At 54.1% G+C, this 21,079-nt stretch carries 16 protein-coding genes; 7 read left to right on the top strand and 9 right to left on the bottom strand.

The genetic code is table 11. The features are described 5' to 3' along the window. Positions 1-3 precede the first annotated feature (3 nt). Positions 4-1,419, bottom strand: coding sequence for a lipopolysaccharide biosynthesis protein (locus Q4E40_RS05305; RefSeq protein WP_303410496.1), 1,416 nt, complete (start codon positions 1,417-1,419; stop codon positions 4-6). Positions 1,420-1,781: 362 nt separating this feature from the next. On the opposite strand from Q4E40_RS05305, the gene Q4E40_RS05300 reads away from it, so the two are divergent. The 3 genes from Q4E40_RS05300 (at position 1,782) to Q4E40_RS05290 (ending at position 5,076) form a co-directional block, all read left to right on the top strand. Next, entirely contained in the window at positions 1,782-3,308 is a 1,527-nt protein-coding gene (locus Q4E40_RS05300; protein ID WP_303410494.1) for a regulatory iron-sulfur-containing complex subunit RicT, read from the top strand. Then, complete coding sequence (locus Q4E40_RS05295) at positions 3,301-3,777, top strand: gliding motility lipoprotein GldH (RefSeq protein ID WP_303410492.1); 477 nt, start codon at positions 3,301-3,303, stop codon at positions 3,775-3,777. The genes Q4E40_RS05300 and Q4E40_RS05295 overlap by 8 nt, the downstream gene beginning before the upstream one ends. Before the next feature lie 309 nt (positions 3,778-4,086). Next, positions 4,087-5,076, top strand: coding sequence for an endonuclease/exonuclease/phosphatase family protein (locus tag Q4E40_RS05290; protein ID WP_303410491.1), 990 nt, complete (start codon positions 4,087-4,089; stop codon positions 5,074-5,076). Between the two features lie 72 nt (positions 5,077-5,148). Here Q4E40_RS05290 and Q4E40_RS05285 read toward each other — a convergent pair whose 3' ends face one another. Next, complete coding sequence (locus Q4E40_RS05285; RefSeq protein WP_116541469.1) at positions 5,149-5,340, bottom strand: cold-shock protein; 192 nt, start codon at positions 5,338-5,340, stop codon at positions 5,149-5,151. A gap of 405 nt (positions 5,341-5,745) precedes the next feature. Between Q4E40_RS05285 and Q4E40_RS05280 the strand changes: the two genes are divergently transcribed. Next, positions 5,746-7,785, top strand: coding sequence for a hypothetical protein (locus Q4E40_RS05280; protein ID WP_303410490.1), 2,040 nt, complete (start codon positions 5,746-5,748; stop codon positions 7,783-7,785). Between the two features lie 85 nt (positions 7,786-7,870). On the opposite strand, the gene Q4E40_RS05275 is transcribed toward Q4E40_RS05280, so the two are convergent. From Q4E40_RS05275 to Q4E40_RS05265, 3 genes are all read right to left on the bottom strand, one after another. Next, complete coding sequence (locus Q4E40_RS05275) at positions 7,871-8,737, bottom strand: SDR family oxidoreductase (protein WP_303410488.1); 867 nt, start codon at positions 8,735-8,737, stop codon at positions 7,871-7,873. Positions 8,738-8,851: 114 nt separating this feature from the next. After that, on the bottom strand, positions 8,852-9,706 hold the full coding sequence (locus Q4E40_RS05270; RefSeq protein WP_303410486.1) for a hypothetical protein: 855 nt from the start codon (positions 9,704-9,706) through the stop codon (positions 8,852-8,854). 645 nt (positions 9,707-10,351) lie between these two features. Continuing rightward, entirely contained in the window at positions 10,352-14,308 is a 3,957-nt protein-coding gene (locus Q4E40_RS05265; protein ID WP_303410485.1) for an AAA domain-containing protein, read from the bottom strand. A 158-nt stretch (positions 14,309-14,466) separates the two neighbouring features. Here Q4E40_RS05265 and Q4E40_RS05260 point away from each other — a divergent pair, with 158 nt between their 5' ends. From Q4E40_RS05260 to Q4E40_RS05250, 3 genes are all read left to right on the top strand, one after another. Further along, positions 14,467-15,258 (top strand): hypothetical protein, encoded by a 792-nt coding sequence (locus tag Q4E40_RS05260; protein ID WP_303410484.1) that lies wholly within the window; start codon positions 14,467-14,469, stop codon positions 15,256-15,258. Between the two features lie 208 nt (positions 15,259-15,466). Further along, a complete protein-coding gene (locus Q4E40_RS05255; RefSeq protein ID WP_303410483.1) occupies positions 15,467-16,558 on the top strand; it encodes an alpha/beta hydrolase family protein in 1,092 nt (363 codons plus the stop codon). 26 nt (positions 16,559-16,584) lie between these two features. Then, positions 16,585-17,067: an NUDIX hydrolase gene (locus Q4E40_RS05250; protein ID WP_303410482.1), complete on the top strand. Its 483-nt coding sequence runs from the start codon at positions 16,585-16,587 to the stop codon at positions 17,065-17,067. A 10-nt stretch (positions 17,068-17,077) separates the two neighbouring features. Here Q4E40_RS05250 and Q4E40_RS05245 read toward each other — a convergent pair whose 3' ends face one another. The 4 genes from Q4E40_RS05245 to Q4E40_RS05230 all read right to left on the bottom strand — a co-directional run bounded on the left by Q4E40_RS05245 (position 17,078) and on the right by Q4E40_RS05230 (position 20,950). After that, positions 17,078-18,037 carry a ComEA family DNA-binding protein gene (locus Q4E40_RS05245; protein ID WP_303410481.1) on the bottom strand — a complete coding sequence of 320 codons (960 nt, stop codon included), beginning with the start codon at positions 18,035-18,037 and terminating at the stop codon, positions 17,078-17,080. A gap of 8 nt (positions 18,038-18,045) precedes the next feature. Further along, positions 18,046-18,207, bottom strand: coding sequence for a hypothetical protein (locus tag Q4E40_RS05240; protein ID WP_303410480.1), 162 nt, complete (start codon positions 18,205-18,207; stop codon positions 18,046-18,048). A gap of 6 nt (positions 18,208-18,213) precedes the next feature. Beyond that, on the bottom strand, positions 18,214-19,866 hold the full coding sequence (locus tag Q4E40_RS05235; protein ID WP_303410479.1) for a sodium-dependent transporter: 1,653 nt from the start codon (positions 19,864-19,866) through the stop codon (positions 18,214-18,216). Between the two features lie 175 nt (positions 19,867-20,041). After that, positions 20,042-20,950: an SDR family oxidoreductase gene (locus Q4E40_RS05230; RefSeq protein ID WP_303410478.1), complete on the bottom strand. Its 909-nt coding sequence runs from the start codon at positions 20,948-20,950 to the stop codon at positions 20,042-20,044. Between the last annotated feature and the right edge of the window lie 129 nt (positions 20,951-21,079).

Here is a 21,079-nt window from a genome sequence, read left to right as displayed (position 1 = left end):
TCCTTAGAACTGCGCCTTGCTCCTATACTTCCAAAATGCCGCTATACCTGCACTCAAACTCAGGAGTGTGACCAACGTTTTTTGCCACACCGCTACTTCCCGCATTTGATAGGCCAACACCAGCAAGGCAACCGTTGCCAGTAACCACCAAATGGCATGGTAGCGCACCAAGGCCAACTCTTTGTATACCTGCAGGAAAAAACCTGCATAGCCCATATACATCAGCGCGGCAAAAGTTGTCCAGGCTGCCATCTGAAAACCAAAGAGCGGCACGAGTATCAGGTTGAGCACGATGTTGCCTATACCTGCCACCGTGGAGATGCGCCAGAGTTTGTTTGTTTTTTCATGGAAGGTGAGCAGGTTAATCACAGCCATGTACATGGGTCGGAAGTTATACCCCATCAGAATGACGATAGCCAGCGGATAGGCTTGTTGCAGCTCCTCGTTGCGGATCAGAAAACCGAATATTTCCTTCATCCAAAGGCTTGCGGTAAACGTGCCGATGAAAAAGAGCAGTTGCAAGGTATAGGTCATGTAGCGGGCCTGCAGGGCGGCTTCTATGCTCTTTGTCTGGGCATAAAGTTTCATGTAAAGTGGTGTTGCCGCCTGCACCACCGCAAAGCTGGCCGATGCGAAATAAATCCCGAAATTCGATGCCACGTTGTAAAGGCCAATCCGCCCGACAGGGGTGCCGAGCACATCCAGTACCAGGCGGTCAGACGTGTCGAGCATAAAAAAGGAAAGCCCGTGCGGCACGGCTGGTAACGAGACTTTAAGGCTATGCCGGATGCGGTGCCATTTAAAATGAAAGATAGGCCAGAGTTTCTGTTTGGCGATAATGTAGAGACTTACCACAAAGCCTGCCGCCGTCGAAATGGTGCTGGCATAAAACCAACCCATATACCCCATCTTAAGTCCTGCGATAAAATAAATGGTCAGGATGACGTTCACGCCTCCCATCAGGAAAGATCGCAGCGCAATGGGCAAAGGCCGCTGCGTATGCAGGCAATACATCCCCCCAAACAGATCGGTGACTACAAAAAAGACCATGGGGATCCCGACAAGCAGCGCAATGAGCAAGCGGTTATCATGCGCATCCGCAGGCACCACCCAATAGAGTATGCCCATCGAAAGCAACCCATAAAGCACTGACCAGCTGGTCAGAAAACCATAGAGTTGGCGCCAGATCCATTGGAAACGGGTGGGGTGCCGCGCGAAGCTGTTTTCCATCACCACCGTAAAGCCCAGCGACTGCAGCATGATCAGCGCGCTGTAATAAGCCGTCACGACCCCCGCCACCCCATAATCGATCGGGGTCAGGTGCTGGGTGATCAGCGGCAGAGCCAGCACACCCGCCAAACGGGGTATCTGTGCAGACAAGCCATAGATCGCAGCGTGTGACAGGAGTTTTCGAAGCATCCTCTAAAATTAGGCGATAATCCCTTCACAGCCATACCTGTCTGAGAGCATTTTCAGAATTCGCTTTGTCCCACGCTGCTTAATCTCCCGTAAAAGCACTAATTTATGTTCCTGTCTGTTAGAAACCGCAGGCACAAAAGTTGGCATGTTGAGCATAAGCTCAAAAAATTAGTATATTTGTTAATTCAGACAATAAGAAAACAAGAAGCCTCACGGCTATATAGGAGATATAAATAGTGGGATGTAGTTCATGTTCTAGTGGCGGATGCAGCACCGGCGAAAAACCAGGCGGCTGCAAAAGCAACGGCGGCTGTAGCACAGGAGGCTGCAACCGTTTAAATGTGTTCGACTGGCTCAGCGATATGGAGATTCCAACCGCGTTTGAGGAGTTTGACATCGTAGAAATAAGATTCAAGGGAGGACGCAAAGATTTCTTCCGAAACATAAACAGACTCGACCTGACCACCGGCGACCCGGTGGTCGTAGACGTTCCCAATGGGCATCACATAGGCAATGTATCGCTGAAAGGCGAGCTCGTGCGCCTGCAGATGCTCAAGAAGAAGGTAGACAACAACGAGGAGATACGCACCATCTACCGCATCGCCAATGAGCGCGATCTGGAGAAGCTGCGCGAAGTGCAGGAGCAGGAAGCCACAACCATGTACCGTTCCCGCGAAATCATCCAGCAGACGGGACTTCGCATGAAACTCTCGGATGTGGAATTTCAGGCCGACCGCTCCAAGGCAACTTTCTACTACTCAGCCGACGACCGCGTCGACTTCCGTGACCTGATCAAAAAGCTGGCCGAGGAGTTTAAGGTACGCATCGAGATGCGCCAGATCAGTCTGCGTCACGAGGCCGGCCGCCTGGGAGGTATAGGGTCCTGCGGACGTGAACTGTGCTGCTCTACCTGGCTCACCGATTTCAAGAGTGTGTCGACTACGGCTGCCCGTTACCAGAACCTGTCGCTTAACCCGAGCAAACTGTCGGGCCAGTGCGGACGCCTGAAGTGCTGCCTCAACTACGAACTGGAAACCTACATGGAGGCGCTCAAGGACATACCTACCGTGTCGCGTCCGCTGCAGACTAAGCAGGGTGACGCCATGCTGCAGAAAACAGACATCTTTAAAAAGATGATGTGGTTCGGCTACCGGGGCGACAATAACTGGTACCCGGTACCGGTGGAGCGCGTGCACGAAATCCTGAAAATGAACAGCCAGGGCGTTGTACCTGAAACGCTGGTGGAGGAGCCTGTACAAGAGTCGAAGCAGAATGAATTTGTAGCACAGGTAGAGGGCAGCCTCGAACGCCTTGACGACAAGTTCAAAAACAAAAAGAAGAAGAAAAAGAAGAAAAAGTCAGTTGGCGATAAGGTAGAAGGCGCACCGGGAAATCGCGTGCAGGAAACCGAAACCCGTGAGCCCAGGGAGCCGCGTGCTCCTCGGGAAGACCGCGGTCCACGTGAAGACAGAGGACCCCGCGACAGCAGAGGCCAGCGGGACGGCCGTGGCCGTGACAGAGGCCCACGCGAAGCAAAACCTACTGATCAGCAGCAGCCGAAAGCGGCAATGCCTGATGCAGGAGTTGATGGAGCACCGGCAGAACAGGGCCAGCGCCCTAAAAAGCAGCGCCCGCCACGCAACCGTGGCAATCGTGAAGGACGTGAAAACAGGGAGGATAGACAGCCAAGGGAAGGCGAGAAGCAGCCGCGTGAGCCGAGACCGGCACGGGAAGGCGGAGCGCCCAGACAGCCTCGTGGTGAAGGCAGACCGGAAGGTCAGCCGCCGCAGGGCGATGGCGCACCGCAGCAGCCCAGGCGTCAGCGGTCACGCAGACCGAACCGTGGGCCGAAACCAGACCAACCTAAATCACCTTCACCAGATGCGTAAAATAATGCTAATGCTGGCAGTAGCAGGCACCTTTCTACTGTCGGCTTGCGACCCCTCGCGGGTATATGAGCAGAACGTAGAACTGCCTGATAAGAACTGGACAGTAGACAATGCGCCCGTGTTTGAGTTTGCCATTGAGGATACCACCAAGCGGTACAACGTATACTTCAATGTGCGCTACTCTTTGGCTTACGACTACTATAACCTATACCTGCAGCACCGCCTCACGGCTCCGGACAGCAGCCAGTTGTCGTCGTCGCTACACGAACTGCACCTGATGGATGCCAAAACAGGGAAGCCTGAAGGCAAAGGATCGAGCGACATTTACGACATGCAGTCGCTTGCGCTCGAGGGTGTTACGTTCCCGCAAGTGGGTACTTACCGCCTCCAGCTCACGCAGTACATGCGCCGCGATCCGCTTCCGAACATTCTGGCAGTGGGGGTGCGTGTGGAAGAAGCCGCCGATTAGTACCGAACGTAATTAGGAAGCAAAAGGGCCGAAGCTAAAATCTAGCTTCGGCCCTTTTGCTTTTGTGCATACCTACGCTCTATACTTTGCAGCGAACGCTTTATACCCTAACAAGAAACAGCAAGCTATTACAACAAAAAATTACCATTGAAAGTATGCTGTATATCTTAAGTCCTATACCTATTTGCTTGCAGTCATATGAAGCTCACCCTCCAGATAGCCGGATCCGTTCTGACGCTATTTTCTTTTCTCCCACTCATTAAATCCCCCTTATGGTGGATCAGGGTGCTTGATTTCCCCCGCTTGCATGTGGCCATACTGCTTACAGGCGTACTGGTGGCATACGTGGTGCTTTTTGGTATGACAGGTAGCACGGGCGAGATCGCTATGCTTGTGCTTTGGGTGCTGGCTATAGTGAATGAGTTGCGCTACGTGTATTACTTTACACCACTCGCCCCCATCGAAGCCCTGCGTACGGAAGTGGAAAGGCCAGCCAACGCTATCACCCTGATGGTGTCGAATGTGCGCATGACCAACAAGAAGTACGAGAACTTTTTGCAGCTCGTCCTGCGCACCGATCCTGACATCTTGCTGATCAACGAACCCAACCAGGCATGGCACGAACACCTGCAGCCTGAACTCGACAAGCGCTTCCCCTATGCCATCAAAAAGCCACTGGAGAATACCTACGGCATGCTCCTCTACAGTAAGTTCAAGCTTCTGGATAGTGAGATACGCTTTATGGTAGAAGACGATATTCCCTCTTTCTTCACCATCATCGAGCTGCCGAGCGGCCTGCTGTTTGACTTGTATACGGTGCACCCGCAGCCACCCCGGCTGATGCAAAACACCGAAACCCGCGAGGCGGAACTCCTGATTGCGGCAAAGGCTGTAAAAAAATCGCCGCACCCCTCCATTGTAGCCGGAGACCTGAACGATGTGGCCTGGTCGAGCACTACTAAACTCTTCAAGCAGATAAGCGGTATGCTGGACCCGCGGGTTGGCCGCGGCTTCTACAATACGTACAATGCCTACGTACCACTTTTCCGCTACCCCCTGGACCATGTCTTTTATGATCCTTCATTCCGATTGGTGCACATGCAACGACTGCCGAAGTTCGGATCCGATCACTTCCCTATCCTGATCACACTGAACTATGAACCAAAGCACCAGGAAGAACAGCAGCCCCCCAAGGCCGATGCGGAAGACCATGAGGAGGCTAATGAGTTGATAGAGGAAGGGCTGGAAAAAGGAGAGGAACGCAACGGAGAAAAAGAAACTAAAAACGGTATTAAATAAAAAACCCGCTCAGTAAACTGAGCGGGTCAAAATAGATGAATGCCCTGCCTAAAGGGCTATATGTTCTTTAACTTAGATACGCTCTACGTTAATTGCATTCAATCCTTTTTTGCCATCTTTCACTTCGAAAGAAACACGGTCGTTCTCACGGATTTCGTGAACTAGACCAGTCTGGTGAACGAAGATGTCTTGGTTTGTATCGTCAGCTACGATGAAGCCGAAGCCCTTAGATACGTTGTAGAATTTTACTTTACCTGTTTGCATGATAAATAATTGTTAATAATAGAAGCAAAGGTAAAAAATAAGTTCTTATAAATAACCAAATTCATAAAAATATAATGTGACCTTTTGAATCAGAAAAAGGTCATCTAAATCAGAGACATAGCCTTGGTTCCGCATCACCCCAAAGCATCGTGCCGCGGGCAGTTCCGCCAGCCACAATCACGCCATTTCCTGATGTTCGCCTAATAACCCTCCTCCGTAAGGTTCGTATAGCTAAAACGTTCAGTTACACTAACTAAATAGGTATAATCACCATTTTTTTGATGTAGCGTGAACAAGGCTTTGCTTCTGTTCCGGCACCTTGTGCTGCGCAATGGCGAAGTCAAATTCATTCAAGCCTTTACTATTCCATTTAATCTATAACTATAAACTGAGGAGATCAGAACTATGAAAGAAAACGAAAAAAATCAGTCATCCAGCCAGTCTGGAAGTATGTCGGGCAGCTCGTCATCGGGTAGCTCTAACCAAAGCGGATCTAACCTAAGCGGCTCTAGTCAAAGTGGCTCCAGCTTAGGCAGTTCCAGCCAAAGTGGTTCTAGTCAAAGCGGTTCTGGTATGGGCTCCATGAGCCAGGGAAGTTCCGGCATGGGATCGTCATCTTCCAGCTCTAGTCCATCATCGAAGAGCAGCAGCAAATCCACTTCTTCAGACAGCAAGTCAACAGGTACAAAAGCCAAGTCAGGCACTAAAACCTCTTCCAAAACTTCTGATTCAAAATCAGGAAAATCTTCTACCTCTTCCAGAGGCAGCAAAGATTCTGATAGCAGCAGCTCCATGGGCAGCAGCGACCAGAGCTACGGCAGCCAGAGCGGCTCACAGCAAGGCTATGGCAGCCAGCAGCAAGGCGGCATGGGCGGCTACGGCTCGCAGCAGGGCGGCCAAAACTACGGTGACAGCCAGCAGGGCTATGGCTCGCAGGGCGGCTACGGTTATGGCTCGCAGAACAGCGGCGGCTACGGTGGCCAGAGTGGTTATGGTTACCAGGGCGACTATGGCTCTTCGCAGCAGGGCGGTGGCATGCAGCGTGGCTACGGCGACAGCAGCGGCTACAGCTCATCTTCTCAAGGTGGCCACGGCTCGTCCTCACAAGGCAACTACGGTGGCTCGCAGGGCGGCTTTAACTATGGCAACCAGGGAGGCATGGAAGGCAACCGCACCCGCTACCAGGATCAGGACTACGGTGCCTCGAGAGGTGGTATGCAGGGCGGCATGCAGGACAGAGAAGGCGATAACATCGGTGGCCAGAGCTACGGTGGTTCGCAAGGCTCTTTTGGCATGCAGGGCAGCAGCTCTAACCAGGGTGGCTACGGCAGCTACGACAGTGGCCGTGGCGGATACGAACAAGGCGGCGGCTACCGCAGCAGCAACCAGGGCAATTATGGCGGCTCGTCTCAAGGCGGTTATGGTTCGCAGGGCAGTGGACAGGAAGGTTACGGTTCCAGCATGAGTGGCTCTGGTTCATCCAGATCAAACATGCATGGTGGCTATGGTAGCCAAGGTAGCTATCAGCAGGGCTACGGACAAGGCGATTATGGCCAGCGTGGTTCCCAGAGTGGTTACAGTTCGTCGCAGGGCAGTGGCATGCAGCGTGGCTACGGCGACAGCAGCGGCTACAGCTCATCCTCACAAGGCGGATCTGGCTCTATGAGCGGCCGCAGTGGCTCGCAAGGAGGCTACGGTTCTTCTTCGCAGGGCGGCTCTGGCTCTATGGGCAGCTCCCAGGGTGGCTACGGCGATCGTGATCGTTACGGCTCCATGGGCTACGGTTCATCCAGAGGCATGAGTGAGTATGATCGAGATGACTATGGATCACAAAGAGGGTACAGCTCACAGAGCTCTATGCAAGGTGGCTATGGATCGCAGGGCGGCTACGGCTCACGCGGTGGCTCTTACAACGATGAGTACCGTTCGTCTCAGGGCGGCCGTGGTGGAAGCTCTTACGGTGACAACTACGGTTCACAGAGCAGCTACGGTGGTTCTTCCCGCCAGGGCTCACAAGGCGGCTACGGCTCGTCTTCACAGGGTGGTTACGGTTCAATGGGCAGCCGCAGTGGCTCGCAAGGAGGCTACGGTTCTTCTTCGCAGGGCGGCTCTGGCTCTATGGGCAGCTCCCAGGGTGGCTACGGCTCTATGAGCAGTGGCGGCTACGGTGGCTCTGAAAGAAGCGGCGGCATGAGCGGCTATGGCCAGAGTGGTTACCGCGAAGGTGGCTACGGTCAGGGCGGACGAGGCGGCGACCAGAGCCGTTACGGCTCTATGGACAGCGGCACCTCTTACTACAGCGATAACCAGGGTTCGTCTTCACGCGAAAATTATCGCAGTGGCATGGGCGGCCAGAGCTCTTCGCAGCGCGGACGCTCCAGCTACGACGATGACAGCAGCGACTTCGAGACAAGAAGAAGCGACCGTTACCGCGACCTTGACTAATCTGAATTGATCTAAAGCAAGAGGGCCCTTCCTGAAACAGGAAGGGCCCTCTTTTTTGTTTCATCTTAACAGTTATCTGGGGGCATTAAAAGCACTCCTGGTAATCGTTGGCAAACTGCCGGAAACTGTGGGGAGCACGGCCTGTCAACCCCTGTACTGTATCCGTTACCATGGCAGATTTTCCAGCTCTGTAAGCAGCATACAATTCTAAGATAGCGTCTGCTATTGGCGCTGGCGTGTGATGCGCCAGCATGGATTCCCGGACTGCTTGCTCAGGCACATCCACAAAGTCTATTTTCTTGCCGGTTACCTCCCCCAGGTGCGCCGCCATTTCCTGATGCGAAAGTGCTTCCGGACCGGTCAGTTCGTATACCTTCCAATGATGCTCGTCTGACAGCAGCACCTCCACGGCCACTGCCGCAATATCACGGGTATCGATGTAGCTGACCCTGCCCTCTCCTACGGGCATGTAGAACTTGCCTTCCCGCTTAATAGATTCAGCACTATAGTTTACAAGATTCTGCATAAAGCCCGCAGGCCGGAGAATGGTGTAAGGGATGCCGCTCTCCTCCACATACTTTTCCATCTCCCGGTGCCAGCGGCCCAACTGTATACCTGGCTCCGCTCCGGCTCCCAGCGCCGACAGCCTGACAATATATTTTACACCTCTTCTCTTCGCCTCTTCTACCAGGTTGCGGACCATCTCCAGTTGACTTTCGGAGAGTGGTGTAATGAGTACCAGCTGGTCTGCGTTCGTGAAGGCGGCATGCAGCGAAGCAGGGTCGGTGAAGTCGATCTCCACGATCTCCACACCGGGCAATCGCTTCAGGTTTTCTCCTTTGATGACAGAGTGCACGCCTGCCCGCACCGTGACGTCCTGCATGGCAAGCTGTTTTACAATTTCATGGCCTACCGTACCTGTAGCGCCTGTTACCAATATCGTTTGTCGCATCGTCTTTTCATTTTAAGGTATGTTAGCTATACGTGCACGGCACCGCTGCCGTGTCGTTCTGCAGCCATACCTATAAACTGATCTGCCGGGCGATAGGTTAAAGCGATGCCGTGTTTACCGTTTCAATTCAAGGCTAACCAGGTATAGCTGGCCTTTTTCGTTGCTGATGAGCAGTTCCGTTGGCGACAGGTATAGCACCGCCTCCGCCTGACCCGTGCGGGCCAGCGGCAGGCAATAGCGCTTGCCGGCAAACTGCACCTGCTCATTTTCGGGCTCGAACAGGTATAGTCGCCCATACCCCAACAGAGCAAAGTCTTTTCCGTTCGGGTTGCTGTCGGCGGCTGTGATGGCGGAGCTCACCCGCAGTTCTTCCTGTGGCGGCAAGGTATAGTTACCCGCTGTGGCAGGCAAGGTATAGCGGCGGGTGATGCCTTTGCGGGCGCGGCTCTTGGTGAAAAGGTGCAGGCTGTCAGCACGGTAAAAGAAAGCCTCCAGATCGAAGTGGCGCTGCTGCGCCGGTGGTGGAAAATCCTGCTGGTCGGCAAAATTGAAAAGTATTGTATCCTGCACGGTCATCCCTTCCTGCACCTTAAACACCCGCAAGTCGCGACGGGCATTGGCGTTGTTGCCGAAGTCTCCGATGTAGAGATTACCCTTGTCATCCTGTGCCAGTTCTTCCCAGTCACGGTTGGGTATAGGCAGTGGTACGGTTTGCAACAGTTCGCCCTGCAGGTTGAACAGGTATAGCTCAGCCGGCAGACCACTGTCAGGGTGCGTCCAGAACGTGCTGTCGGTAGCATGCGCTAGGCCGGAGCTTTCCCTGATGCGTGTGTCCAGGCGGCCGATGCGTTCTACCTTCACCTTGTAATCTTTCCTCAGTCGCTCAAAGTCGCTGTTGCGCCTGTCTGGCCCGCAGCCACACAACGCCGTTTGTAGGTATACATACAGGGTGAAGAGTTTGATGAGCATTTATGGGTTGAATTGTTGAATGGTTGGATTGTTAATTGTTGCTAGTTAATTGTTGCCGGTGCGCGATTGGGCAGGTTGTCACCCAGTGCCTGCAACGTAAGTGATAAGGGGCTAAACTGTCATCTCGAACATAATGAGAGATCTGGATTATTCTACCGCAATGGTCATGTTTCAAATTTCTCCAAGTGCTTTCTAAGTGCTCTTCTAGACATCCATGTCCAGAAATTTTCTGCTGAGGATGTCCACCTCTTAATGCTCTTTCAGATATTTAATGCTCTTTCGGACATCCCTGTCCGAAAGCAAACTGTTGGGGATGTCCACATCCCCGTGTGTTAATCTCTTTCTGAAATCTTAATGGCCTTTCGAACGTCCCTGTCCGGAAGCTTTATCGAGGGCCCCAACCCCCATTGCACAGGGATGCCCGCATCCCTGTCTGCCGGCGTGCGCAGGATTGGAGTCCCGCAGCAGTTGGAGGTTGGGGGCCCTCTTCGGATAAACAATAGCCGGATCAGCCTCTTTTAATTCTTAAGTTGACGGCACTGGGTCGCTAACTTCGCTGACAGAAATTGCGTGCTAGCGAAACGACGTTACGGTATAGCGTCGCTACAATTCCCAACTCTATACCTTGCTAAACTCTCAAACTCCTCAACCCTTCATCTCTCTAACTCCTATCCCCTTTAACTTTCTGAACAGCGCTTCTTTATTTGCCCAATACTGTCGGCTGTAGACTCTTTGGAAAGGCCAGTTCCGCTGCCGGAGCAGTTTGGGGATGTCGGCGTGGGCGTGGCGTACGGAAAGGTTGTTGAAGTACAGGTCATCATCAGTCAGCACAACGCTGCTGAAGTTTCCATCCTCCACCACAGTCAGGTCAGCAAAAGGCACAGCGGCCTGCAGGGCAGGTATAGCCAGGGCCAGCTGTTCCTTCAACATGGGCACCTGCGCGGGCATGGGCAGTGCCTGCGGCTCGTATTTGAAATACCGACGACTGACTTGCTGGGCGTAGTGCAGGTAATCGCGCAGCAGCTTCGGGCCGGCATGCTGTGCGTTGTCTACTTGCAACTGCTCGCTCCGGATACTGCTCACCACAATCACCATTTGCCGGGCACGGGAGATGGCCACATTCAGCCGGTTTTCGCCACCCGACTGGTTCAGGCTACCAAACTGCATGACCATTTTGCCTTTCGCATCCGGCGCATAGCCGACTGATAAGATCACCACTTCCTTCTCGTCGCCCTGCATGTTCTCGATGTTTTTGACCGTTACAGTTGGTGGCAACGCTATACCTTGCAGCTGTGCCTTATCCTCTAGCAGGTCTTGCACCAGCATTTGCTGGCTGTAGTTGAAAGTGATCACGCCCACGTCTTCTACCCCACTCTGCACAAGCTGCCACACTTGTTCCACCACTTTCTCGGCTTCGGGAAGGTTGCTGTTTTGCTGCCACAGGCCTTGTACTTTTACAAACTGGATGGCGGGTTGGCGGGCGTTCACGTCCTGCAGCTCCGGTATAAGCTCCAGGCGGTTACGGTAAAAATTACGGTTAGAGAAATCGATCAACTCCGGGAAGCGGCTGCGGTAGTGCTGTGTGAGCATGGTCTGCGGCAGGTATAGCCCGCAAAGCTGCAGCAGCGATTCCGCTGTCAACTCTTCCGGTTCTTCGTTGCCGTTGCCGCCCCAGCGGGAACGGTACAGGTCCGAGGGGCGCAGCTGCTGCTCGTCGCCTGCCACCACCGCCTGCTGACCGCGCAGCATGGCTGGTATACCTGTCTCAGCGAAACACTGGCTGGCCTCGTCAAAGATCACCAGATCAAAGCAACGCTCCAGCGGAAACACCGCCGACACCGTTTCCGGCGAAGCCAGCCAGCAGGGAGCCAGGTTCAGAATCTCTTCACTGAAAAGCTCGAATAATTTGCGGATCGGGTACAGACTGCGCTTCTTACTCACCTGGGCATGCAATCGGCGATAGGTTACAGCGTTGCCCAGGCGGTTGAACTCCATGTTGCGGTAGGTCTGCTCGCGCAACCGTGATAGTACGATTTCCTGACTCAGGTCCTGCTTTTGCTGCAGCAGGTTCTGGAGGTCTGTTTCCACCCGCTCCAGTTCGCCGCTATCGGGCATGCGCAGTTCGGGCCACTGGCCTTCGAGTTCGTGCAGCCAGGCCAGGTATAGGCTGTTCATAAAAAGTGATTCGCCTAGCTGAGCGGTGGCTATACCTTCACGTAGCACTTGCTTGCATACCTCCTGTTCGGCAACCGTGAGCGTACTGCGCAGCTCGTCGTAAGCCACCAGTTGCTCAAAATACTGCTGCAGGCTTTCCAATAACTTGGTGCTGTAGCCTTCCTGCTCTGCCAGTTTTCCGATGTGCGTTTTCGGAAGCCATTGCTCCCACTCGCCGTAGCGCTGCTCAAACACTTGCAGGGCCTGCGCCAGGGCTTGCAGATGACTTGGCAGATTGGTTTCCAGCCACATCTTTTCGTGCAGTACCCGCTCGCGGTGCAGCTGTTTCAGGAGTTGGTGCGCCTCCAGGGCCCGCTCCACCACCTCCAGCTTTTGCAGCATCGGGGTTGGGTTGTCTTCCAGGCGCAAGGTATAGCGGATGCTCTTGTTAATTGCTTTGATCAGTTCCTGCGCCTGTTCCCGCAGTTCGATACGCCGCTGCAGTTCGCCTACTCCCTTGGGGGTCAGCTCCAGCCTGTACTTGGCCAGCGCCTGCTGCAGCACTTTCTTGTCCTGCGAAAAGTACCAGCCTATACCTTTCAGGAAGTCCTTTTTCTTGGCCTCAAAGACCGTGATCGCCGATTTGACCAGCGTCAGTTGCTCGATAGGTATAGCGGCATCCGGAGCGGGGCACACCAGGTATAACCCTTTGAGTTGGCGCACCAGTTTTTTCAACTCCGATGCCTTGGCCTCTTTTTGCAGCAGTGGCCGCAACACCTCAGGTACCCCCTCCCGCTCGAGCAGGTGCTGCAGTTCGTCCAGGGTATCGTAAGCGGTGCGGAAACGTTCCAGGCTGCTCAGCTCGAATTCGGCGCCGCTCAATTGGCTGATGCCTTGCTGCATGGCGCGATACTGCTCGGGCAGCGCTTCGATCGTGCGTTCCATTTCCTGCTGCTGCGGCCAGCCGAAGCCCCGCATGCTGTGGCGCTCCTTCCAGATAAAACCGGGTTGCTCCAGCACAATGCCCTGCTGCAAACAGGCCCGCAAACGAGGCAGAAAATCTGTTACGGTTGTCGCTGTAAACTGCCTAAACACTTCGGATAGCTGCACGTGGGGCTGCTGCAGGCTGCTGCGCAGGTATAGCTCCTTGGGTGACCAGCCGCATCGGCTGCTGTCGAAGAGGGCGGTACGGAAACCCTCCAGCTTTTGCAGGCACTGGTTGATGCCACGGCTCACTTCCAGGAAAGTCCGGTCGGTGTAGATGCTGTTGAGGGCGAGATTCTGTTTCTTGTATTCCTCAATCTGGTCTATCTGCAGGAGCAGTTGCTGGTAGATGTTTTTGCGGTCGGCGTTGATGTCGTGCACCAGGGCAGCAAACGGACCGAGTCCGGCCGATGACAGGCGTTGGTGCACCACGTCGAGGGCGGCGCGTTTCTGACTCACCACCAGCACTCGTTTGCCACGGGCCGTAAAGTCCGACACGAGGTTACAGATCAGTTGCGACTTGCCCGTGCCCGGAGGCCCCTGCACCACCAGCGAACGTCCCTGCTTTACCTGCTGCAGAGCGGCCTCCTGCGATGCGTCCATGGCAAAAGCGGTGAAGGTATGCTGTGCTTGCGTCGCGGCCTGGGTTATACCTGTGTCGGGTCCCGTAAACAGGTCCTCCATCTCCTGCAAGCCGCTGCGTTGCAGCAGTTCGTCGTAGTCGCCCAACATATAAGAGGCGGCCTGCGGGTACAGGCCCAGCACGGCTTCCTGCTCCAGGTATAGCTGCCCGGACTTCAGGTCGGCTTCGTAGTCGGCTTTGCGGAAATCGTGGAACGGCTTGAGCTTATCGGTAAAGAACTCTCGGCCGGCGTGCACGGTCAGTTGGTTCTCTTTCAGCAGTTCGTATACCTGCGTTCGGAACTCCAGCGGGTGCGGGGGCAGTGTGCCCAGATCGAGCTCCAGCAAGGCTTCGGCCAGCGGGGTGCCCATGTAGTGGGCGTAGGCGAGCACAAAACTCTGGTTGAACTGCGCTGGCTGCGACGGGTCAGGCAGAAGCTCCCACTCCTGCTTGCTATTTACCTGCAGCTGCACCGGAAAAAACAGCAGCGGGCAACGCACTGTGGTGCCATCGGCGAACTGGCCATGTACAAAGGGCCAGCCCAGGTATAGCTCCCGGCTGCCGCGCTCCTCCAAAATCATGCCGGCTTTGCGGCGGATGAAGCGCAGTCGCTGGCTGACGGGCGTTACCGGGGCATAGCGGCTGTCGGCGAAAGGAGCCAGCACAGCGGTTTTGCCACTGATCACTTTCTCCAGCACATGGAAAGCAGGCTTGTTATTGATGAAATCCAGCTCGTTTACATCCAGGTGCAGCTCACGCGAAAGCCGCAACAGCAACAGGGCCCTGTTGCCGGCGCTCAGGTTAAGCAGACGATGGCGATAGCTTTTGAGAATGGATTTCATAAAGTGTATTGCTCCGAAAACGGATGGATTGGCAGAATAGTCTGTAGCTATACGGCAAGTCGGTAGCAATACGGCAAGTTAACATGAATTTAGTGGACTTGGAAACGGCCAAACGGTTATCATTCTTGTATTATATCCGTAAAAATATTCATAAAGCCTTGCTTGTTAACCATATACAGCATCCGCAAGACCTATACCTGCGCACAGCTCCTATACCTATGAATCCGATCAGAAAATTTAGATCATCCAGCTTATTTATTACTGCTGCCGGAGAGAGCCTGGGACATGTTGCCATCAGTAAGACTGCCTTGCTGGCTGCTTTTCTCTATACCCTGACCGTGGTGCATGTGTTGGTCGGCATCGGGTTATATTTCCAGGACACAGGGCACTTTTACAGCTATCTCACAGAAGACGGCTATATCGAGTACTTCACCTCCTTTTTCCTGCTGGCCACTTCGCTGTACTGCCTTTACAAGGCGCCCCGGATGGACAGGAAATGGGCCAAGGCTTTCTATTACGTAGCGGCGGCTGTTTTTTTCTTTGGCTTTGGCGAGGAGATCTCCTGGGGGCAGCGCCTCCTGGGCTTTGAAGTGCCGGAAGACCTGGAAAGGATCAACCCGCAAAGTGAGTTCAACCTCCACAACATCCACCTGAACGGCGTGAACCTGAACAAGCTTATTTTCGGCAAGATATTATACCTGGGGGTGTTCGTCTACTTTTTAATCTTTCCGGTCCTCTACCGGCACAAGCGGTGGTTCAGGCAGTTGGTGGATAAGATCGGGCTTCCGTTGCCAACCCCTTTGCAGGCGCTGTTCTATACGCTGCTCTTTTGCAGCCTGCTGCTCATCGATGACGGGAAAAAGTGGGAGCTCCAGGAATTTGTGCTCGTCAGCTTTGTTTTTTACGCCTTCCTGATGCCTTTCAACAAGAGCGCCTCACCCCCGGTATAGGCATGGCTCACCTTACTTATTGAAAGCTGCCTAAATCCAAAAGGCAGGACGGCTTTTCAACCTAGCGGGCCCGTTTACCCGTATGGAGTAAGAATTTCCTGCCAAGCTATTTTGTGCTCCGCTATTCCCTACAACATTTTCCGCCGAACAGCAGTTGTAGAATCGCGCACATGCTGTAGCTTGCATTCTGTTTGCACCGACGTTTACTATGAAAAAGCCTATCAATCTGCTCCTTTTCTTTGGGCTGATGCTCGTGCTGCTGTCTTCCTGCCGCAAAGAGCGCGTGGAGAAAGAAGTAGCCCGCATGAATGAGTTCACCACCTCCAAGAAATACCCTTTTAAGTTCACAGACGAGAGCCTGCAGAAATGGAAGGAGCAGGTTCCCGAGATACAGAAAGTCAGCATTAAGTCCACGGTTGACGGCGCCGAGCAGCCGTCCCTGTTCTATACCTCTAAAACAACCGGGCCACGGCCGCTGCTGGTGATGCTGCACAGCTGGAGCAGCGAGTACCTGCAGGTCAAGAGCATCCCCTACGCACTCTGGAGCAAGGAATACGATTGGGCTTTCATCCACCCCAACTACCGCGGCAAGTTCGATAACCCGGACGCCATGGCCTCTGACCTGGCTATACAGGACATTGTGGATGCTGTGAATTACGCCAAGCAGCACACCGAGATCGACACGAACCGCATCTATATCCTCGGCTCTTCCGGCGGCGCGATGACGGCGCTGGTGGCGGCCGGCCGGCATCCGGAAATTTGGGCGGGCGTAGTGGCCTGGGTACCCGTTTTTGACCTGGTGGACTGGTACGCCTTCAGCCAGAACTACCCGCACCGCGACTACAACCGCCACGTGGTGGCTGCCTGTGGGGGCGAGCCCCTGCCGGGCACTCCCGCCGCCGAAGAATGCAAACGCCGCAGCCCCAGTACTTACATCCAAAATGCCAAAGACGTCCCTATTTTCCTGGCACACGGCACCATAGACGTGCTGGTTCCGCCGGACCACTCCATCCGGGCCTACAACATACTGGCCAACCCAGCCGATACCATTTCGCAGCAGGACATCGACTACCTTCTGAAAGAACAGGTGCTGCCCGAGGAACTGGCCAGGACAACCGAGGAGAGCAAGTACTTCAGTGCTTCGGATCCGGAGGTGGTGTTTGTGCGGCAGTCCGACAATGTGCGCCTGGTGTTGTTTGTGGGGCAGCATGACATGGCCTACAACCCCGGCCTGTTGTGGCTGAACGAACAGCGGAAGAAAATCGCAACTCCTACTCCTGAGCCCGTGGCCGGGCAGTAAATAATCTTCCGTTTTAGCCTGAGCCTATGCCTGCAGTTTCCGGAAACGACGAGCACGCCAAACCCGCTATACCTACGCTGGAGCAGGTTTCTTCCGGCGGCGTGGTGTTCCGGCAGGGAGTGTCAGGTATGGAAGTAGCGTTGATATCGGTCGGCAAGCCGGAGCGCTGGCAGCTGCCGAAAGGTATAGTAGACCCCGGCGAAACACCTGAGGTAACGGCAGTACGAGAAGTGCGGGAAGAAACCGGTGTAACGGCTACGCTGGTTGAGAAAATAGATACCATTGAGTACTGGTATGTGGGCGACAAGGCAGGGCAGCGAGTCCGTTTTCACAAGTTTGTGCATTTCTTTTTGCTTGCTTACCAGTCAGGAGACATTGGCCAGCACGACTGGGAAGTGAACGAAGCACGCTGGGTGGATTTGCAGGCGGCCAAAGCGCTGCTATCGTTTAAAAGCGAACGGCAGGCGCTGGAAAAGGCGGAGCGACTCATCGAAGCCCTCAAAAAGTAACCCGCTATACCTACAGCGCCAGGTAGGGACTGATTTTTTCAAACAACTCTGCCGTCACGATCTTGATCTGCCGGATATCCTCCACTTTTTTGAATTCGCCGTGCTGCTCCCGGTAGGCCACGATGGCACGCGCCACATTGGAGCTGATGTATGGGTGCGCCTTCAGCTGATTGGCATCGGCCTGGTTAAGTGAAAGCTGTTGCAGTGTGTTTACCTTTGGCACGAAGGTATACTTGTGCAGGCTGTCTACCACGGCCGGCGGCAGGGCGTATACCTCCTGCACCTGCGCCATGCTATGGAACCCGCCCAGGCCATCTCTGTACTTCACAATTCTTGCCGATAGTTTGCTGCCAATCCCCCTGATCTGTTTCAAGGCGGTTGTGTCGGCGGTGTTGATGTTGAAAGGTGCGAGGATGAAGCGCTCGCGTGGTCGTGGGTTGCTGGCCCAGTTGGGGTTAGGCGCTGTCCGGGAGTTGGCGGCTATACCTTGCTTGCGACCATACCTGTCAGGTTTGGTTTCGGGTAACTGGATGTAAGGGTATAGGTTCTGGAAAACAGAATCGGACAGGCCGTAGATGGTGCTAAGCTGGGCTTTGTAAGTGAAGTCGCCGACTTTGTTGCGGTAGTTGAGGATGCGCTTCGCCATGTATTTGGGTATGCCTAGCTCCTGCCACTGCGCTTCTGTCAGGTGGTTGGGGTTGAAGGGCTGCAACGCCACCGGCATTTGGTATACCTGTTTTCTGTCCGTTCGCTCTGGCTGCCGGGCCTCCAGCTGCGCTACCAGGCTGTCGAGCAGTTGCTTATCGGCTGGGCTGCTCTCAACCACGCCCATCTCCGGTTTCGAAAACCATTTAAACAGCAATGGTGCTGCCGTCAGCAGCACCATTGCTCCTATCAGTACCAGAAACCCGTTTACCTCGCGCTGCGAAAAGCCAAAGTTGCGTCGAATCCAGTACCTGAGTTTTCTCATATGAAAGTCTAAGCCCGCGGGGCCTGCCGCTCTACCTCATCGTCGTTGTCGAGGTAGGAGTCCGGCTCTGGCCTTGGAGGGGCGTTCAACACCCTGTAAAAAAAGTAAATCGTCAGTCCAGTCACCAGGGACATGGTAGTGAGCATGATAACAAGTGCAGATGTATTCATAGTTTCCTAAATTCTTCCTTCTCTAACTCTTTTTTTATACGCCATGTATACCATCGCTGCGATGCTCAGGAATACCACCACTAATAGTATACGGGAGGCATTCACAAAGAACAGTGTGTCCTGCAGTTGCGTGATCAAAGCCGGGTCGGTGGCCTCGGCCAGCTGGCGTTTCAGGCTCGTGTTCTTGAGCTTGTTGATGATAGAGCTATCGTCCAGAATCCACTCACCGCTGAAAGCCGCTCCCCAGTCGCCACCTTTCGGCGTAATAAGCGACCCGATGAAAACCCACAGCAGAAGTAGCGGGGTAACGAATTTGATGATGAACTTGTAAATCTTCGGCACCTGTATGTCTGAGCCGGACATGATCTCACGCCAGCCCTTTTTCATACCAAACACCCAGGCAAACAGAATCGATTCAAGCAAGGCGAATACTACCAGCGACACGGTACCCGCCCAGTAGTCGTACTCGTCAAACACGCCGTAGTGGAAGAACAGCACAGTCGGCATACCCAGCAGGAACACAACCAGGCCAAAAGACCAGGCAGCTGATTTGCGTCCCCAGTTGAACTCGTCCTGCAGGAAGCCCATCCACGGCGTACCCATGGCCAATGAAGAAGTGATACCGGCAAAGAACAGCAGGCCAAACCACATCACGCCGGCTACGGCTCCCAGTATCGGGCCCCATTGCGTGAACAGGAATGGCAACGTTTTAAAGGCAAGTCCCAGACCACCGGAAGCAACCAGCTCTGACACACGCTCAATACCCAGGTAACCGATCGAGATCGGGATCAGGATAGAGGCACCCAGCACTACCTCCACAAATTCGTTCATCCAGCCGGCTGACATCGCACTCAGGGCAATATCATCTTTGGAACGCACGTAGGATGCATAGCAATGGATCGTGCCCATACCTACCGACAGGGTGAAGAAGATCTGTCCGGCAGCTGCAAGCCATACCGTTGGCGACCACAGTTGCGTATAGTCCGGCGTCCACAGGAAGTTGAGGCCCACGGAGCTGTCGTTGATGGCGCCAGCCTCACCGGCTGTAATGGTAAAGCCTTTGTAGGCCAGGAAAATACCGAAAAGGATCAGGAGTGGCATGCCTATTTTGGCCACGCGCTCCACACCGCCAGCCAGTCCTTTGGACAGGATCCAGGTATTGAGCAGCAGGCACAGCACGTAAAACACGATGGCCTCCAGCGGAATACCAAGCGTGGACTCGCCGATGCTTACATAGGTGTTGAAGAACGCGGCTACAGCTTCCTGGTCCATACCATTGAAGGTGCCCAGAACGGAATGCAGCACGTAAGAAAGCGTCCAGGACTCGATGTAGCAGTAGTAAGAGGCTACCGCGATGTTGGTCCAGATGCCGAACACGCCAATGTATTTCCACAGGCGGTTCTTGTGCATGGTATCCAGAATGAAGGGAGTGGAGTGGTGTCCGAATTTTCCGCCGAAGCGGCCCATCGACCATTCAATCCAAAGGAGCGGAATTCCCATCACCAAGAAGCAGACAAGATAAGGGATAATGAAGGCACCACCACCGTTCTGCACCGCTTGCACCGGGAAACGGAGAAAATTCCCCAGGCCCACCGCGTTGCCGGCCATCGCCAGAATGAGGCCCACCCTGGAGCCCCATGATTCTTTGTTAGCACTCATAAATAAGGGTAAAGGTTGGTTAGTATAGATTAGTAGGTTAAGGTTTGTACAGGTCGCGTTTCGTCAGCAATTGTCAAAAACCAGTTATGCAGCCAGGTTAAAAACCGCATAATCAGCATTTAAAGCTTCCAATTTAAGTAATGTATCTGATTGAACCATATTATATCCGATATTTTTAATACATATCGGCTTGCTCTGCCACCATAGCAATGCCCTCCTCAAAGGTATGCGGCTTGTAACCCAATTCTCTTTCGGCTTTGGTGATGATGAAACCGGTGCGGGCCGGGCGCCTGGCCGGCTGCGAGAAGGTGCTGCCGTCGGCTTTGTCGATCAGCGATTTGTCCAGCTGAAAGTAGTCGGCTACCAGCAGGGCCATGTCGTAGGGGGTGTACATCTCCTTGCCCGAGATGTTGTAGATGCCCTCCGCATCGTGCTGCACAGCCAGCCAGCAGCCCATGGCCAGGTCCTCGGCCAGCGTTGGGGTACGGAACTGGTCGGTCACGACCTTGATCACTTTGCCGGCCTGCAAACTGTCGCGCACCCACAGCACAATGTTGGTACGGCCGTAGTCGTGCACCACGCCATACACGAGCACTGTGCGGAGGATAGCCCATTTGCAACTGGCCTGCTTCACAATTTCCTCGGCCATTAGCTTGGTTTCGCCATAAAAGCTGATCGGGTTACCTGCTGCCTCTTCATCATAAGGGCCATCCTCGCCATCAAAAATAAAGTCGGTGGACAGGTGGATCAGGTGCACGTTGTGCTTTTCGCAGGCCTCTACCACGTAGGCCACTGCATCGCGATTGAGCTTTAGCGCGCCCTCCCGGTCCGATTCGCACTGGTCCACGTTGGTCATGGCGGCGGTATGGATCAGGTGCGTTGGTTTAAATTCGGCGACTACCTTTTCTACTTCATCGCGGTTGGTCACGTCCATGGAGGTAAAGGCCAGCGTCGGGAAGATCTCGGCCAGTTTGTTCTCGCCGCGGCTCGTTGCCAGCAGTTCCACATCGGTGCGGGGAAGCAGCAAAGCAGCCAGTTTCTGGCCCAGCAGGCCGTTCGAGCCTGTGATCAGTATTTTTTTCATGTTCTCAGTTTCTGTTGTATAATTAATTCTCATTGAAGAAGATCACCGCTTCGTCCGTTCGAGAAGCAGCGACATCATGCCCTTCTTATAAAGGCACGTGTGCGTTTACCTATCGACACGGCCTTACTT

Origin of the sequence: Pontibacter coccineus, from assembly GCF_030546575.1 — a bacterium.
Lineage (GTDB): Bacteria > Bacteroidota > Bacteroidia > Cytophagales > Hymenobacteraceae > Pontibacter > Pontibacter coccineus.
The sequence above is the reverse complement of the archived record's forward strand: the minus strand, read 5'-3'. Positions and strand labels throughout refer to the sequence as shown.